Genomic DNA, 16,400 nt, shown 5'->3' with positions numbered 1-16,400 from the left:
CGTCAGAATGCAGGGCCCCTGCGCGAGAATATGTCCTTCAGTTCGTCTGCACGCTCCTTGGACCAACCTTCCGGCTCCACAACGGCGGCCCAGGCATCTATGTAGTCAGGCGCAACATAGTAGTGTCCGAACCGGGGGACATCGAGCGCGAACATGGAATCGAGCGCCAATTGCAGCATGGTCACTACCGGAAACCACGAAAGCTCTTCAGAGACGTCCGGTGCACGCGGCTGATTGAGCCAGGCCGGCGGACGCACGGAGCTGTCAAAGGTGAAATTGACGATCGGATCGCTGCCGTAGTTGAGAAAGACAGACCGGAGCGGACCCCAGGGCGTGAAATCCCCTTGAAGGCCCCCGTATTGATCCATTACGCGCACCAACGAGCCATTCCCGAATGTCGGCCGCCAGGCAGGACTGCCGGGATTTCGCTGGTCGCGAACCTCCGACCAATATCTTGAGAAGAACGGCGAACCTGCCCACATGGCACCGTTGATCGGATCCCCGAGCAGGTCGAACAGAGGCAGCGTTGCCTGGGAGTTGAAGGCCCCCTGGCTGAGACCGTGGACATAGAATTCAGGTCTGCTGTCCTTGGGCAACTCTGTCCAGTAGTCATAAATCTTTTCAAAGAGCTCGCGGGATTGAGCGACGCCGTAGTCTGGGTGCGCAAGCAGCGCAAGCACGCTGGTCAGGTAGGAGTATTGCACCGACACGGTTGCCACGTCCCCGGAAAGCATGAAGTCGAGCGTGTCGTGGGCACCAGGATCCATCCAACCCGTTCCAACCGGCACCATAACGATCAGAACGGAGCGTTCGAAGCCGCCGACCCGGATTAGTTCTTCAAGCGCAATTTGCGCCCTTTCTTCTGCGGTGTCCGCCGACCGCCTGCCAACATAGACGCGAACCGGTTCCATCACGGCCCCGCTCTGAAACGCGGAAATCTCTTCGACCGTTGGTGCTGAAGCAACAAAATGGCGGCCCCAGCGGCCCATTTCGTACCATTTGACTAACGAGGACGCGCTGCCGGTTTTCATCGGATCCTGCGGCTGAGCGATATTGGGCTCGATCAAAACGTCGGCAGCCTCGAAGGAAGCATCAGCCGCACGGAAGGCAGAACGCACCAGTGTTCCGTCAACAAGAGCCCAGAAGACCCAGCCGACAAGCGCCACGGACAGCACCACGCCAACCTTTTGCGGCACAACCCGGTCCAATAACCTTGCCACAAACCGGCGCACGACGCCCAAAACCCTGAAGACGAACCAAAGGACGAGGAACATGAGCCCGCCAACCGCGAAAATGTAGAAAGGCGCAGCCGTATCGAGCGGGGGCAGCCCCACTGCCGCTCGTGTGGCGTTTTGCCAGGAAGCGGCCTTCGACAAAGAGTAGACGAGAATGCCGGTGCTCACGGCTAGTGCAATGGCCCACCAGATCCAGAGGAGGCGTCCTTTGATGTCCGGGACCTCCATGTAGCGCCAGAGGCCGCGTACAAGCATTGCAATCTCGTAGCCCAGGCTTGCGGCAACGGCAGCAAGCGCAGCCTGGACCAGCGGATCGCGCGGCATGAGCGAAGGTGTCAGCGCGGCTCCGAAGCAGCTTACGGCAACCACAAGACTGGTGGCCGACAAACCGTTCCGGATAACCTGAACCAATGCCATGGCATCACCTGCTTTCAGTATAAATTTCAGGCAGTTGATGCGACAGACCTGGAAAACACTGTCCGTCCGACCAGCAGCCCGCTTTTGGAACGAATTGAGCACGGGCCGAAAACCCTGCGTGCCAGATCAAATCAAATACACAAGTTCAAAGGCAGCGCAAGGAGACAGGACCACCGGCTCGTCGTCAGTCAGAGCGGCTGGAAAAACAAAAAGTCTACGGGCGCTGGTGAGCCCCATACCAAAAAAGTCTGGAGCGCAAAGCAGCGCTCTGCCAATGGCTCAACCGGGAAAGCCGGGCGGACACAATCGCCATCCGCCCGGTCGATACGAGAGAAATCTACTGCGAGTTTTTGTTCCGCGCGCTTTTCACAGCTCTCAAGCACAAAAATCCGACTACGGTCGCACCAAGCAAAAGTGCCAGGTGAAACGGCGTTCCGAGAAAATGACCAACAGTCTCCGTTACGCCGGTGACCTCATGGTGATCGCCAGGATGCGCAAAGGCAGGTGTCGACAGTGCTAATGTGGCTAAAGCGAGGCTAAGGTGCTTCATTTGGCTATATCTCCTGTATCCAATCGGTCAGTTAAAACTGTCATCAGGTCAATGTCTGTGCGCTCGGTAAGCGAGACATAGGTGAAGGTCATTGTTTCACGTCCAGTCACCATCTGGCCGGGAAACGGCATGTAGACAAGTTCGCGCGATGCAAATGCGGGCGATGCTGTTCCGATCTGCCAGTTGGAAACGATCTTCGCATCGACGAGATGCTGGATCAGAGTGTCGGAGCCTGGCCGGTGGAACGGTACTCCGGCAAGCCTGAGATAGCTGGTCTTGTCTTCAGCTGCCCTGAACCCATCGATGAAGCTCGTTGCAAGCGCCTGCAATTCATCCGCTTTTTCCGCCGAAGATGCTCCATGAACGTGCGAATGCAGATGATCGGGGCTTGAATGGTTGTGATCATGCGGATGGGGGTGGTCATGATCATGGTGGTGGTGGTCGTGGTGATGATGATGATGTTTCATGGTTGTCATGCCACCTCCGGACCGGCCGGGATGGTAACCGGTTTGTCGATGATCGACTTGTGGGATCCCATCTTGCCGTGGGACACCAGCGTTCCAAGAACGTCGACGATCACGCGCGTGGCGAGGAGGGCGGTGATGTCGGAACAGTCGTAAGGAGGCGACACTTCGACGACTTCAAGCCCGCAGATGCCTTCCTTCGCGACCAGAGACACGAGTTCCAATGCTTCACGGGGCAGGAAGCCACCCGGTTCCGGCCAACCGGTTCCCGGAACGAAACCGCAATCGACACTGTCGATGTCGAACGAGATATAGACGGCGTCCGCATCTTTCCAGGCCAGCTCCAGAGCCCGCGCGGCGGTTTCTGCAAGACCGAGTTCCTCCACGTCGCGCATCGTGAAGATGTTGGTGTTGCGCTCACGCGCGACCTCGACACCCTCGCGTGGCACCTGCCAACCGCCGATGCCGATCTGGACCAGATTGACGGCAGGAACATTGACCAGGTCTGTTGCGTGGAACCAAGGCGTTGTGTGCATGCGCTCGTCCAGGTCTTTCTCCTGGATGTCGATGTGGCGATCGAAATGGACGATGCCGATACGCTTTGACGTGCACTCCGCGATGCCACGAACGCAAGGAAAGCCGATGGAATGATCGCCACCGATCATGATCGGCAAGGCGCCTGAGGAGGCAACGTGGGACACCGCCCGGGTGATCTGGTCGAACGTCTTTTCGATATTGGCGGGGATGGTAAAGATGTCGCCAACGTCGCAAAGCGTCATCTGTTCGCGCAGATCAACACCCATCTCGTAATTGTATGGGGTATACAGCGCGGAGATCTTGCGCACGCCCTGGGGTCCGAAGCGGGTTCCCGGCCGATAAGTGGTTCCGCCATCGAACGGTATTCCGATGACCGCCGCGTCATAGGCTCCGACCTGGGTAACGTCCTCGATGTAAGGGGCTTTCAGGAACGTATTGATGCCGGCGTAGTGGGGCAATTCCCCGCGTGCAAATGTTGGAATGGACTTGTCCGTCAGACTGTCCGAACCGGTCAGCCCCATGCGCAGGGCCCAGGCCTTTTCCTTTTCCCAGGCCGCTGTCGGCAAGGTGCCTTCCTTTTCCGCAGACTTCCATCCACGCAGCTGCAGTTTGTCGAAATCAGGGTGATGGCGGCGTTCTGCCGGTGAGCGGGAAAGTGTTCCGGCGGCACGGTGCCGGGTGGCTGGACCGGAATGATCAAGAATACGCATGGGCGTTCCTCATGGATGGTTGGTGTCTTTGGGTTTGTCTGTTGTCGAATTGCCCGCGATCCGGATTACACCGGCAATCTCGTCGGGTGCCGGTGTGGCGTCACCCGTATCGGGCGCTTTGAGTGGCAGGTCGTATGTGATTGTTGCCCCATAGGCCTCAGGCGCTTGAGGATCGTGCCGGATCTTGTCGAAGACCAGCAATCGTGTTCCGAGCTTGAAAGCTTCATGAATGTCGTGCGTGACCATGAAGATTGTCATGTGAAAGTCGCGCCAAAGCCCAAGCAGCAATTCGTGCATGTCGAGCCGGATACCTGGGTCGAGCGCTCCGAACGGTTCGTCCAGGAGAAGAATACTGGGCTTCTTGACCAGAGCCTGCGCGATTGCGAGTCGTTGTTGCATTCCGCCTGAAAGCTGCGATGGGTATTTGTCTGCCGCCGCCGCCAATCCGATGCGATCAAGCACCTCGTCGATTTCACCAAGCGCGGTCCGCTTCTCGCCACCGAATAGTTTCCCGGTATAGGGCGCAGCTTCAAATTCCTTGGCCAGAATCAGGTTTTCCGCGACGGTCAGATGGGTGAACACGGAGTATTTCTGAAAGACAATGCCCCGGTCCGGTGTCGGTTCCTCCGGAAGCGCAGCCCCATCGAGGAGTATCTCGCCACGTGTGGGATGTTCCTGCGAGAGCAGCATGCGCAGGAAAGTGGATTTGCCACAGCCGGAAGCACCGACAATCGTGCAGAACGCTCCCTTGTCGACATCGAGATCGACACGTTCAAGCACTGGTACACCGTCGTAGTATTTGGAAACGCCCCGGACGCAGAGCTTGTGATCCGCCTGGCTGCTCATAGCGCATCGCCTCCAGCATGATGCCAGCGAAAGGCTCGGCGCGACAGCAGCAAAAGCAGCCTGTCGAGGAGAAAGGCAAGCAGAGTGATCCAAAGAACGTAGGGAAGGATCACGTCCATGGCGAGATAGCGCCTCACAAGGAAAATGCGGTATCCCAGTCCGGTGGTGGATGCGATAGCCTCGGCGGAAATTAGGAAAATCCACGCAGGAACGAGGCCAAGCCTGAGCGCAGTGATCAATTTTGGCAGAACTTGTGGCAGCACCAGCCGCGTAACCATTTGCCAGACGGTTGCACCTAGCGTTTCCGCCTTGATGATCATCTCCCTTGGAATATCCAGAACCGCCTGCGCCGTGGAGCGGATCATTACAGGCGCCGTTCCGATAACGATAAGTGCTATCTTGGCAAGCTCTCCAAGACCGAATGTAATGAAAAGAATTGGCAGGATCGTAATCGGTGGAATCAGGGAAAACGTTGCCAGATACGGTGCAAGCGCGCTCCTGGCGTGAGGAATGAACCCGACGGCAATGCCAAACGACAGCGCCAGTACTGTCGAGACGGCCATTCCGGTTCCAAGGCGCCACAGACTGTCAAAGGTATCCACCCACAAAAGAAGATCTCCCGACCGCCTGTCCGGGATCGCCGCCATGCGCCAGAATGCTGCCCCCATGCTTTCCAGCGAAGGCAACAGCTTGTCCGCAGGATTTTCCAGCCGTCTGTAGTGGCTCGCAACAGAATAGACGATCACCGTTGCCACGAAGGGCAAGGCGCCAAGGGCTAGAGCGGTTACCCGGGAGGGTTTCCGGTTGATGATACGCATGGCGGGTCCTTGCAGGGTCCGGGGAGGTGATCCGGCCGAAAGCCGGCCGGATCAGCGCGTTCGGGCAATACTCAGAGTGCGCCGTCGGCCGCCATTTGCATGTAGCTTGGATCAAATCGCAGCTTCACATTGTTCGTGTCGCCATAGATCGATCCGTCCGGAAAGGACACGCCCACGAACTCGGGGCTCGGAGCACCTTCGCCCAGAATGCCCTTGTCGTAGAGAAACTCTGCAACGAATTTCATCGTGGCCGGCAACTCGGCAGCCTTGGAAAATTCGACAGCCTCCGCAGGCGTGTAGAACATCTTTGTGGTGGCCAGCTGGGCATCGTAACCGGCAAGATCGGTGCCCGAGGCCTCCGCCATTGCGGTGCGGGCTGCAATGCCGGCATCCGTATCGCTCGACATGACGGACATCAGTTCATACCAGGCGCCGACGAGCGCCTTGCCGAAATTCGGGTTATCCGCCAGCGTCTCGGTGTTGACCATCATGACGTCGATGATTTCACCTGGAATTCCTGCGCTGTCGAACACCTTGGTTGCATTCGGTTGAGATTCGATTTCCGAAAGAAGCGGGTTCCAGGTCACGACCGAAGTGACATCATCGGTCGCATAAGCTGCGATCATGTCGGCATCCGAGGTATTGATGACGGTGAGATCTTTTTCAGCAAGACCAACCGTGTCGAGTGCACGTGCCAAGAGGTAGTGAGAAACGGAGAGTTCGACCAGATTGACGGATTGCCCTTTTATGTCGGCAAGCTCGGTCTTGTCCTTCAGGATAATACCGTCGTTGCCGTTGGAATAATCACCGACAATCAGCGCAGTCGTATCGATACCGCCGCCGGCAGGGATCGACAGGGCATCCATGTTGGTCATGGAGCAGCCGTCATATTCGCCTGCCGTGTATTGGTTGATGGATTCGACATAATCGTTGATCTGGACGATTTCCACGTCGATCTCGTATTTGTCGGCCCATTTTTTCATGATGCCGCTGTCTTGCAGATAACCCCATGGCATCCAGCCTACATAGATCGACCAACAGACCTTGAAGTCTTTCTTTTCCTCCGCCTGGAGCGATGAAACGGAAAGAGGCAGCGTGAGCGCTGCGGCAAGTAGGGAAGCTTTGGCAATCGATTTCAACATCAGTGCGCGTCTCCTGTCTTAAGCCCGGTGGAAGGAACCGGTTGAGCTTGCGTCATGAGTTTCTTGCGCACGGCCGGGAGCAGGTTCGCGCGCGCGAAACCTCGTGCAGTTGTCTCCCGGGTTTTTGTCCCGCCGTGTCACCGGACTATGCTGACCAAGGCCATTTCTCATCCGGCTTGCGCCTCTCGGTCCTGCGTTTAAGAAAACCCGGATCCCTAGGCGCGCTGCACAGAAAAGTATTAAGCAAGTCGAATGCCAAGTGGCAAATCTCGCATAAAAAGTTAATGAAAACATGGCCTTGATAATTTTGCGGAAGCCACCAGAGCTGCAGCGCAACTTGCTGGCGACAAAGTTGCTTGATCAAAAAAGAGGCAGCGCTGAGGAAAAATCGATCACTTCACGCGGCGCGTTCGGCAGCAATTGCTCAAAAACGAATTCGCAAGTGAAGGCTCCACCAGGGTTCGGATGAGGCGAAGGGACTATGCTCGCCTTTCCGAACCTGAACGCCAAAGGTCTGTCAAGAAGCCTGGTAGTCCTTGACCTCGGTAACATCTGATCCGAGGACCTTGTCTATTTCGCACTTGATCTCGGCCCGGCGGTCTTTCTGTTTGCAGATCGAACGTGCTGTCTCGACAAACTCGGCACCAAGGTTGCCGTTTTGTTCAAGCTCCCGGATGCGATTTTCATGGTCCCAAAGTGTGTTGTTGATGCCCTTGAGTTCGGCAATTTGATCTGAAATTTCCGCAAGCCTTGGAACGGATACGAAGGCGATCGCCCGGAACTCGGCCAGTGCTTCGTTCACGATCTCGAGTTTGTCCGGATCCGTGATCCGCTCTCCCTTGATCTCCAGGATCGTCAGCCGATCGAAAAAATCACCGTAAGACACCGGGATGCTGATGGTCATGTCGGTCGTCTCATCCAACTGCAATTGAACCTTGATTCAATTACGTAGCGGAAGAATCGGGCAAAACGTCAAGGCTGTATTTTACCGCATCAAGAACTACCAACAGGCAAGCGCTTACACGGCCGTTGCTGCTAGGCAGGAGCCATTAAACTTTTCTTCGCAAGGGACCACTGGCGTGAGTGTCGTTAGAGACTTTGAACCCGGGCGAAGATGATTTTGCTGTCGATCACCATATTGGCATTTCGAAGTAGTGCAAAACCACGATCTTCAAATACTCGTAGCAATTGTTCCGTATAGGTTGTACTCTTCACTTATTGCTATTTAATTTCAAAGAGTGTTGTCATGATGGATTTTCTCAAGGCCGCAGCACGTGCCGGCACCCGCACCAATAGCGAAACACTCCCAGAGGAGTTTCTGCGCTTTACGCTCGAATACGATAGTCCGGTGGATGTCGAGGCAGAACGCCAGCGCCTCGAACAACTTCTTGGTGGTGATGGCTTCGATCTTTTTGCATTCTCTGCCGAAACCGACCCCGATTTGCTCATTCTGCAATTTTCTGGTGTCGAAAGGAGGCAGTCGCCTAGCTTCCTGTTTAAAGTTGCTGACGAACTGGTTTCTGCGCTCGACTTGAATTCCGCTGCTCCTGAAGTAGGTCCGGCATGGGTTGAGATTGAAACCGTGTCGGATCAGCCTGAGGCGGTCGGAGATATCGTTTCTGCCGCATGCAGGTCAAAGGCAAAGGCTCCGAGCGACCACGATTGGGCGCGTAAACTTATCAATGCTGACAAGGCAAGCGAGACGTTTTCAGTAACTGGTGAAGGTGTCCTTGTCGCTCAGCCCGATACCGGTGTTGCAAAGCACTTCGAGTTGGAAACTGGTATCGACAAATCGCTTGGTTACAACTTTGTCGACGGGAATGAAGACCCGACAGATCCGCTTCTCCCCAGCATGTCGTCACCAGGTCATGGCACCAGCACTTCAAGCCTCGTCATAAGTCGCAAAAGCGGCCAGGTAACGGGCACCGCAACCGGAGCGACACTCGTTCCGATACGTTGCATCAACGGCGTTGTCATCGGGTCCGGCGGGAATGTCGCCAAGGCCATTGACCATGCGCGCAAGAAAGGTTGCCAGATCGTCACGATGAGTCTTGGCGGGCCATACCAGGGTATCGCGCTCAGACGTGCGATAAGGCGCGCTGTGAAAGCGGACATGATTGTCCTCGCGGCGGCTGGCAACTGCGTCGGTTTCGTCGTTTATCCGGCTTGGGACGAAAACGTGATCGCGATTGCAGCAGTCGATGAGCACAAGAAGCGGTGGAGGGGGTCGTGCCACGGCGAAAAGGTGGATGTTGCTGCGCCGGGTGAAAATGTAACGGTCGCAAGGCGAAAACCAGACTTAAACGACACAAATGATATCAATCGCGAAGGACAGGGCACTTCATTTGCAGTGGCCCTGACGGCCGGATGCGCTGCATTGTGGATCGAAAGGTTCGGTGCATCGGAAGTGATAGCGGAGGCACGAAAACGGAGCACGAATGTTCAGGAATTGTTTCGATCCGCGCTAAAAGCCACCGCCTGGTCCGACGGCAATTGGAACAAGGCGGAAATGGGTGAAGGTCTTGTTGATGCTCTGAAGTTGCTATCCACTCCGCTCAATGAGATCCCGGCCGTTAAGCCCGTTCGTTCAAGCCCCCCAAGCAACCGTGTCTTTAGCGGCCTTGCCTTAGGTCGGTTCGAAGCGGAAGCAACATATCTTGCTAGCGATCATCTGATTCGTCAAAACGCATCAACGGCTCTGCTTGAAAATTTGGACGAGCCAAGACCGTCAACTGGCCTGGCGAAATTGCTTGACCAAACTTCAAAACATGCGTCCTTGCAAACACCCACCGTTACCGGCCCAGCCACACCGCCAAGCGAAGCTTCGGATCGCATGGGACAACGCGTGCTGCGCAGCGGGGCGGTATTGGAGTCAGTTGGAAACTCGAACACGATCCTGGATAAGGTGGAAGCTGTCCTCAGCTACAACGAGAATGCGGCTTCACACGCCGTCGACACCTCTTTGAGGAACGAGTTTCTTGTGGGCATCGATCGCTCGGTGAATGAGGCGATGAGAACCGGTGGAGGATTGGAGTCAGCATCCGACCCTCAACACGAGGTCTATTACGAAGCCCTTGTTGAAATGGTTGGCCGGCCGGCATTGCGAATTAGAAACGGCGACGTCCCGTTTGACATTGATAACCCTGCAATAGGTCAATGGGCAGAAGATCTGATCCCATCAATCGATGACATTCGCCGGTTGTCGGACTCGGTCGGCCGGATTGATATCCTGATGTCAAATGGCTGGCAGCACATTGGCACCGGCTTTGTAATCGGCAAAGGACAGGTAATGACGAACCGGCATGTTCTGGATGCGCTGGCAGAACAATATCCGGTTGGGCCGGGAAAATACGAGATGCGGCTTGTCGGCGATGCCTCGATTAACTTTGATCCGGATGCCTCGAGCGAAAATACGAGATACAAGATCAAAAGCGTGATTTCGGCCGGTAGCGAGCGCATCGGCAGGTTTGTTGACCTTTCGAAACTTGACATGGCGATTCTGGAAATCGAGACAGACAACGGCCAAGGCTCGCATCCTGCCTCCTATCACCAAGAGAGGAGATCAACTTCAGATCCGTCGCTCGAAAACATCATCATCGTCGGATATCCGGCAAAACCAGGCCACTCCGCCGCGCCGCAGCAGCAAAATGCGGCCATTAATTACTGGCGGCGGATCAGAGAACTCTACCAGCAGGATTTCAGCACGAAATATCTTAGCCCGGGTGAGATCCTTAGGCGCCCAGGCAATCTTGACGGAGACATCCGGAACTGGGCCTTCAGTCATGATGCAACGTCCATGGGCGGAAGCTCGGGTTCAGTCGTTTGTACTCTTGGTGCAGAGATCGTACCGTGTGGACTGCATTTCGGCGGCAAGACGTTTGCGCGCAACATGGCTCATGACCTCCTAGCCATCGACTTGCAGAGCGATCTGATTTCGCTGTTCTGAAAAAGGCTGCGCACGGGACGCAAAATCCATGCTGGACGAGTTGATTACCAAAGTCACCGAGGCTGCGGAAGCAGACGATCTGAACGAGTTGAATGAAGCCTGTGCCAACTTGATCGCGCACCTTCCGAGTGAAGCGGGAGCCATCGAACCCGAACAGGCTCGTAAAGTGCTGAAATCGCTCAGATCACACAGGCGCTTCGATCAGATGCGGCGTGTCGCGAACGCGTGTCTCGTTGATGGATGTGTTGACGTTGGCGTTCTTCATTTCCTTGCCCAGGGAATGATCGAACTGGGTGAAGTCTTTCCGGCCATACATTTGCTTGAGAAGGCTGTGCTGGAACCAAATCTCGACGAAGGAGATCGAGGCGAGTTGAGAGGAGCATTGGGCCGCGCATGGAAGGACCTTGCCATACAATCGCGTGGAACGCGCCCCGATCTTGCAAAAAACGCCGTGCAGGAGGCCTTTCGGCACTATCGCGAAGCGTGGATTGCAGACAACGAAACGTTCACCTACCAGGGCATCAACATGGTTGCCGTTGCCAACTGGGACAGGTGTGATGGGAGAGCGTTCCAGGCTTTATCGGATCAACAGCACGATGAAGCTGATACCGCCGCCAAAGATATCGTCGAAATTCTTACCAGCCGACCCTGCTATGCACAGGAGAATTGGGACTATGCAACCATTGGCGAGGCTTTGCTCGGTGTCGGGGATCAAGACGAGGCGCTCAATTGGTATGGGGCTTATGCGAAGCGTGAAGAGTCTGCATTTGCACTTGCCGGCTCAGCAAGACAATTGCAGCAGCTTTGGCGTGCCGACAAAGAGGATTGGGGCAAGAACATCCTTGCGCTCATAATCGGAAAACTCGGGTTGGAACCGGGAGCTGGTTTTTCGGTGTCTCCGGGCACACTGCAGAGTTTGGCAGACATTCCCAAGGCGCGACACGAGGCCATCCTGGGTGACATTGGCGCGATGACCCACCGCTGGCTGCAGAAAGGTCTGACCGCCGCAAAATCCGTTGCAATCATTTTCAAAGACGGCCAACCGCATGGGACAGGATTTGCCGTCAGAGGTCGTGACCTGGACGAAGCTTTCGGTGACGAAATCCTTCTGGTTACCAATTCACATGTTGTGAGCGAACCGGTTTATCACAACGCAGCCACAAAGGCTGAAGCGACGGTAGAGTTCGAACTGTATTCAAAAGGGGCAGACGACGACATCGATTTCAGCGTCAAGGAGATCGTTTGGCAATCCTCGCCCAAGGAACATGATGTCGCCGTACTTCGCCTGTCGCCCTCCATACCTGACGACTTAGAGCCGCGAAGCCTCTATGAAGAGTTGCCGGCCTTAACGGACGAAAAAAAGAAACGAGTCTACATTATCGGACACCCGAGCGGCCGTGAAATCAGCTTCTCGTTCCAGGACAATGAACTGCTCGATTATGAACTCGAAGCGGCCAGCGCTGAAAACAGCATAGCGCCCTGTCGTATCCACTACCGTACGCCTACGGAGCCGGGGAGTTCGGGCAGCCCGATCTTCGACCAGAATTGGCGCATCATCGGCATTCATCATGCCGGCGGACGGATAATTCAAAAACTGAATGGCAAGGACGGCGTCTACGCGGCAAACGAAGGACTGTGGATTGAAACCATGCGCCGGGCATTAAGGGAACGAGAGCAAAAATAGTTCGCTAAATCGGAAACAGTGACCTTTGCTCGCGATGTATTCCTGAATGCGTGTCAGAAGGTCAATTCATCACGTACTTATACTGCGCGCACGCCAATTTGCAGACAAATAAGATCGGGGCCTGGCTAATGGTGAAGCACGTTTATTGGAAATCGACATGAAATTTGAACAAGACTCAGTATTCTAAGAGCTTGACCCGCAGGCATGGTTCTGAAATTCCGCGAAATAGCCGTGTTCATCTCTTCGCCGGGCGATTGCTTGGTTGAACGCGATACTGCTCGTCGCGTGATCGAGAGCCTGAACGCGCGGCCCGAACTCGTTTCGCAACGACTGCGCTTCAAGCCATTGCTTTGGGAAGATCTTCCGCCGGGCATGGCTGAAGAGGGAGACTTTCAAAAACGCATTAACACGCTCATCAAAACAGGCGGCTATGGAGGCTACGGCGTCTATGTCGGCATGATGAAAAACCGGCTTGGCACACCGACGCCGCGTTATGGCAGCGGTACTGTTGAGGAATTCGAAGAAAGCCTCAAGCGACGCAACAGGCTCGGAATGCCGGCCGAAATCCTGTTTTATTTCATCACTGATGGGTCTGAGCCAGATCCGCAAGTTCTGAAATTCAAAGACGAGACCGGAAAACGCGGTCTTTTGCATGCAACACTGGCAACCGATGAGTTTGCCGAGCGGCTGGAACAGAACCTGCTAGACCTCGCCGTATCATGGTACAAATGGCGCGCGGTATTTCGAAGGATCTGGCGCCCGGTCAGGAACACTGCGGCCGCTGTTTTCCTGTTCGCGTTACTATCAATCGGCGCGTTCGATCTCGTTGCACGGCATAATGTAAATGCAGCACTCACTGCAGATAACCTGGAACGTGCAAACTCGATTTGGAATCAACGCCAACCGCTGATGGTGTTCAGCGGCACGTCCGTTCAACACAAGATCAGCAAGGAAATTGAAGGCGCGATTGAAAGATCCCCCAACTCTCTCGAGGCCCTTTCGATTTTGGAGCGCTGGCAAACGGAAGCCGTGTTGCTTCCGCATTCTCTTACAACGATGCGCGCCCATATCGCCAAACTGATTAACGAGGAAATTGATCAAAGCCTGCTCGAAAACAAATCCACGCACGCAATAGTTTTGTGGCGCGAAGCGCAAAGGCTCAAGATTTGGGAGCATTATCCGGACCGCGCGGAAAATCTTGTGTCAGACATAGCCGCGCTTCGGATGATCGAAGCCTTGTCCGGAACGGGTACGGCACCGGAAACATGGCAAGACAAACTGATGTCCCCCTTTCAACTCGAACGCGTTCACCAGATCGCAAAGAAGATCGTGTCAAATGACCCCTCGCTCGCCGATTGGCCAAACCGGGCGATACGCACAGCCTTGGCTGTGATGGCGGACCGAATGGACGTCCTAGGCACTATGTCGGAATTTGCAGCACAAAATCTGGATACGTCTGATCAACCCGAAATTAGCGCATTTGTCTCTCTTGCCGGTCTGGATGACCTGAGGGCGTGGCTCGAAAGTACCATAACGCCTGAAATACAATCACACATCGTTTACAAGATCATTGAAGCCGTGCAGGCACGCGAGCAGCCGAGTGCTTTGCTGTTGATGCACGACTTGGCTTCGCGCGGCAGGTTTCCAGATCCAGGCGCAGCATTGTTGTCCGATGTATCCCTGGTCGGGGACAACCTTGAGAGAGATGTGACGGCTTTTTTGGTCGAGCGCATCAACGATCCGCAAATTCATCTGGCATCCTTGGAGTTACTGTTGCCCAATCTGGAAGTTGCGCGTCTTTCTGGATCCGAACGAGAAGGATTGACGGATCTGCTGCTCCGACATTCCGGCCAAGACCTGCCACCCGTGGTGATTGATGCATTATCGCGTTTGGACACAAGGGGTGGATACGATGCGGTCAATGCGGAATTGGAAGAGCATCTTTCCGGACGCACAACTTTCGGCTTTGCACATCGAAAGGCTTTGATGGAGCACATCCGGCGCTACGCTCCCAAAGATCAGCGGTTGGCGATGGCGCGTCGATTGTTCGAGCAGACCGAAGCGGACAGAAATCTGATCGATATGCCACAGTCGCAAAGCATAGGCTTCTCGCTAGCCGATGGGGTGGAAAGTGCTTATCTCGAAATTCTCGCGTTGGATGCAACACTTGCGACCGATGACGACCGTGCGGCGATTGCAAGGATCGTTGACCGGAAAGCCCTGCAGGTACCAACGGGTCCATTAGCAGCTGTGCTCGGCTCAGCGGGCATGTCGACACCCTTAGAAAATCCGGACTTGCAACCGCTTGGCGCCGCATTGCGCGGTCAGCCGGAAGACTGGATCGTCTCAACGCTTGATTTTCCGCCGCCACCGCTCATTGATCCGAATTGGGAGGTGGCGTGGGCGAAGAGGCAAATCGTCCTCGCCGCACTCGCTGCTTCGCCTGGTCTTGCAATGGACGTCGTATCAAACAATGTCTTGAGATCGCTGCCGGAAAACGAAGCCTTAAAGGCGCAGCTGATCTACTGGGCGGCGAATATCGGGCCTGAAACTACGAGATCGTTTGCGCGCAGGAAGCTGGACGAGGGCGATCGTTCAGCGATTGAAGTGCTCGTCCGGCTTCGTGATACCGACAGGCTGCTCGCATATCTTGACGAAGTAGCATCAGGACAGGTGACCGCAGAAAACCTTGACTACCTCTCTGAAAGCGCCTTGGAACTTCCGGCGACAGAACGCCAAAAGCTACTCGCCGGTGTTGTTGAAAAAGTACCCGCCGAAGCTGGCCGGTTTCTGGATCTGGCAGCTGAAGAAACCTACCGGGACGATCTGTTCGAACAAGCGGCGGAGACGCTTATGCAAAACCCTGCGAGCGGCAGGGCAGCGGAGGGACTGAGGTATTTTGCCGGCGTTTCCCCCGAACGCGCGTGGCAGTTGGTCGCGAAACAATCATTTGTTGAGTGGCTTGGCCGTGCCGACCCCTTCACATGGGTTGGTATCGCCCAGGAATTGCCTCCTCTGAACCCAAAAGTGTCCGTGGATGAGGTCAGGGACCTTGTTGTCTCGCGGACGGTGCTAACGGGTTTCGATTATGCGGACCATCAGGGAGAAGACAGGCAAATCGGTCAGATGGCGATAAATGCCAACACAAGTGTTGTAAGCCATCTTCTTGCCGCGTCTGCCGTTTCAGAGAATCCTGAGTTCGCCGTTGAGGTGCTTTCGCAAGTGCGACTGGACGGATTGTCAATTCTTGGAAATGTTTCGACACCTTTGGCAACAGCGCGTGCCTACCTGAGTTGGCTCGCTGCCGGACCAGTCAAGTCGGTTTCACTGGAATGCTTGCCTTCCACCTGGCTTGCCATGGAACAGTTGGACGATACCGACACGCTAACGGCTCGTGCCGCAGCGTCACTGCTTCTCGCGCGTCCGAGCCTCGCGGTTTTACCCACTTGTCCATAGTCACAAAGCGCCGATTTGGTCGATTGAACGGTGCCGCCGTTTAATCTGCGCTTCGTCTCTGGCAAAGATTGGCTCGATCTTCTGTTCCGATTGCACCCTCTCAACATTGTCAGGTTACCCAAAACTTAACAGCTTGTTAACGTCAGCTCTGAGGCACTTTTCGGTCATCCCTGGCCCTAAGTCAGAGTTCAATTCGCGTTCTGAAATATTGCTCAAAAATACAAAAACCAAAGTAATTATTCTTGATTGCGACATTAATTACAGGTTTTTCAATGAATATTATTGGAACGAATTCATCCGAAACACTCAACGGCACTTCCGGCGACGAAACGATTACGGGCCTTGCAGGGGATGATACGCTCAACGGCGGATCCGGCCTCGATGTTTATATGTTCGATCCCGGTTTCGGCAACGACACCATAAACGAGTCATCCGGTGCAAATGGTGGCATCATCCGCTTCGGCGCAGGGATTGGTCCCAATGATGTCCGGCTCTTTCGCGATCCCTCCGACGCCCGAGACCTGATTGTCCAGGTCGGTTCCGACAGCATCAGGATCAATTCTCAATACACATCCGGCACCGCCAGTGGATCGAC

10 protein-coding genes and 1 pseudogene are annotated in these 16,400 nt (G+C 55.1%); 4 read left to right on the top strand and 7 right to left on the bottom strand.

All coding sequences use genetic code 11. From position 1 onward, the window contains the following. Window positions 1–2: 2 nt before the first annotated feature. The 7 genes from Q0915_RS08670 to Q0915_RS08640 form a co-directional block, all read right to left on the bottom strand. The gene (locus Q0915_RS08670; RefSeq protein ID WP_299470422.1) at window positions 3–1,652 is read right to left on the bottom strand and encodes an alpha/beta-hydrolase family protein; all 1,650 of its coding nucleotides are present in this window, start codon (window positions 1,650–1,652) and stop codon (window positions 3–5) included. Between the two features lie 546 nt (window positions 1,653–2,198). Further along, the gene (locus Q0915_RS08665; RefSeq protein WP_299470420.1) at window positions 2,199–2,678 is read right to left on the bottom strand and encodes a hypothetical protein; all 480 of its coding nucleotides are present in this window, start codon (window positions 2,676–2,678) and stop codon (window positions 2,199–2,201) included. Continuing rightward, window positions 2,675–3,913, bottom strand: a complete 1,239-nt coding sequence (locus Q0915_RS08660) for an agmatinase family protein (protein ID WP_299470418.1) — start codon at window positions 3,911–3,913, stop codon at window positions 2,675–2,677. The genes Q0915_RS08665 and Q0915_RS08660 overlap by 4 nt, the downstream gene beginning before the upstream one ends. A 9-nt stretch (window positions 3,914–3,922) precedes the next feature. Further along, window positions 3,923–4,759 (bottom strand): ABC transporter ATP-binding protein, encoded by an 837-nt coding sequence (locus Q0915_RS08655; RefSeq protein WP_299470416.1) that lies wholly within the window; start codon window positions 4,757–4,759, stop codon window positions 3,923–3,925. Continuing rightward, window positions 4,756–5,577 (bottom strand): ABC transporter permease subunit, encoded by an 822-nt coding sequence (locus Q0915_RS08650; RefSeq protein ID WP_299470414.1) that lies wholly within the window; start codon window positions 5,575–5,577, stop codon window positions 4,756–4,758. The genes Q0915_RS08655 and Q0915_RS08650 overlap by 4 nt, the downstream gene beginning before the upstream one ends. A 71-nt stretch (window positions 5,578–5,648) precedes the next feature. Beyond that, window positions 5,649–6,719: a putative urea ABC transporter substrate-binding protein gene (locus Q0915_RS08645; RefSeq protein ID WP_299470412.1), complete on the bottom strand. Its 1,071-nt coding sequence runs from the start codon at window positions 6,717–6,719 to the stop codon at window positions 5,649–5,651. A 517-nt stretch (window positions 6,720–7,236) separates the two neighbouring features. Continuing rightward, window positions 7,237–7,623, bottom strand: coding sequence for a DUF6165 family protein (locus tag Q0915_RS08640; protein WP_299470410.1), 387 nt, complete (start codon window positions 7,621–7,623; stop codon window positions 7,237–7,239). A gap of 342 nt (window positions 7,624–7,965) precedes the next feature. Between Q0915_RS08640 and Q0915_RS08635 the strand changes: the two genes are divergently transcribed. The 4 genes and pseudogenes from Q0915_RS08635 to Q0915_RS08620 all read left to right on the top strand — a co-directional run. Then, complete coding sequence (locus tag Q0915_RS08635) at window positions 7,966–10,665, top strand: S8 family serine peptidase (protein ID WP_299470408.1); 2,700 nt, start codon at window positions 7,966–7,968, stop codon at window positions 10,663–10,665. 28 nt (window positions 10,666–10,693) lie between these two features. Then, window positions 10,694–12,349: a serine protease gene (locus Q0915_RS08630; RefSeq protein ID WP_299470406.1), complete on the top strand. Its 1,656-nt coding sequence runs from the start codon at window positions 10,694–10,696 to the stop codon at window positions 12,347–12,349. Between the two features lie 258 nt (window positions 12,350–12,607). Continuing rightward, the gene (locus Q0915_RS08625) at window positions 12,608–15,805 is read left to right on the top strand and encodes a hypothetical protein (protein ID WP_299470404.1); all 3,198 of its coding nucleotides are present in this window, start codon (window positions 12,608–12,610) and stop codon (window positions 15,803–15,805) included. A 272-nt stretch (window positions 15,806–16,077) separates the two neighbouring features. Next, window positions 16,078–16,400 (top strand): annotated as a pseudogene (locus Q0915_RS08620) (hypothetical protein); the annotation flags it as partial.

Source organism: uncultured Roseibium sp., assembly GCF_947494555.1.
Classification (GTDB): Bacteria; Pseudomonadota; Alphaproteobacteria; order Rhizobiales; family Stappiaceae; genus Roseibium.
This window is presented reverse-complemented; position numbering and strand designations above follow the sequence as displayed.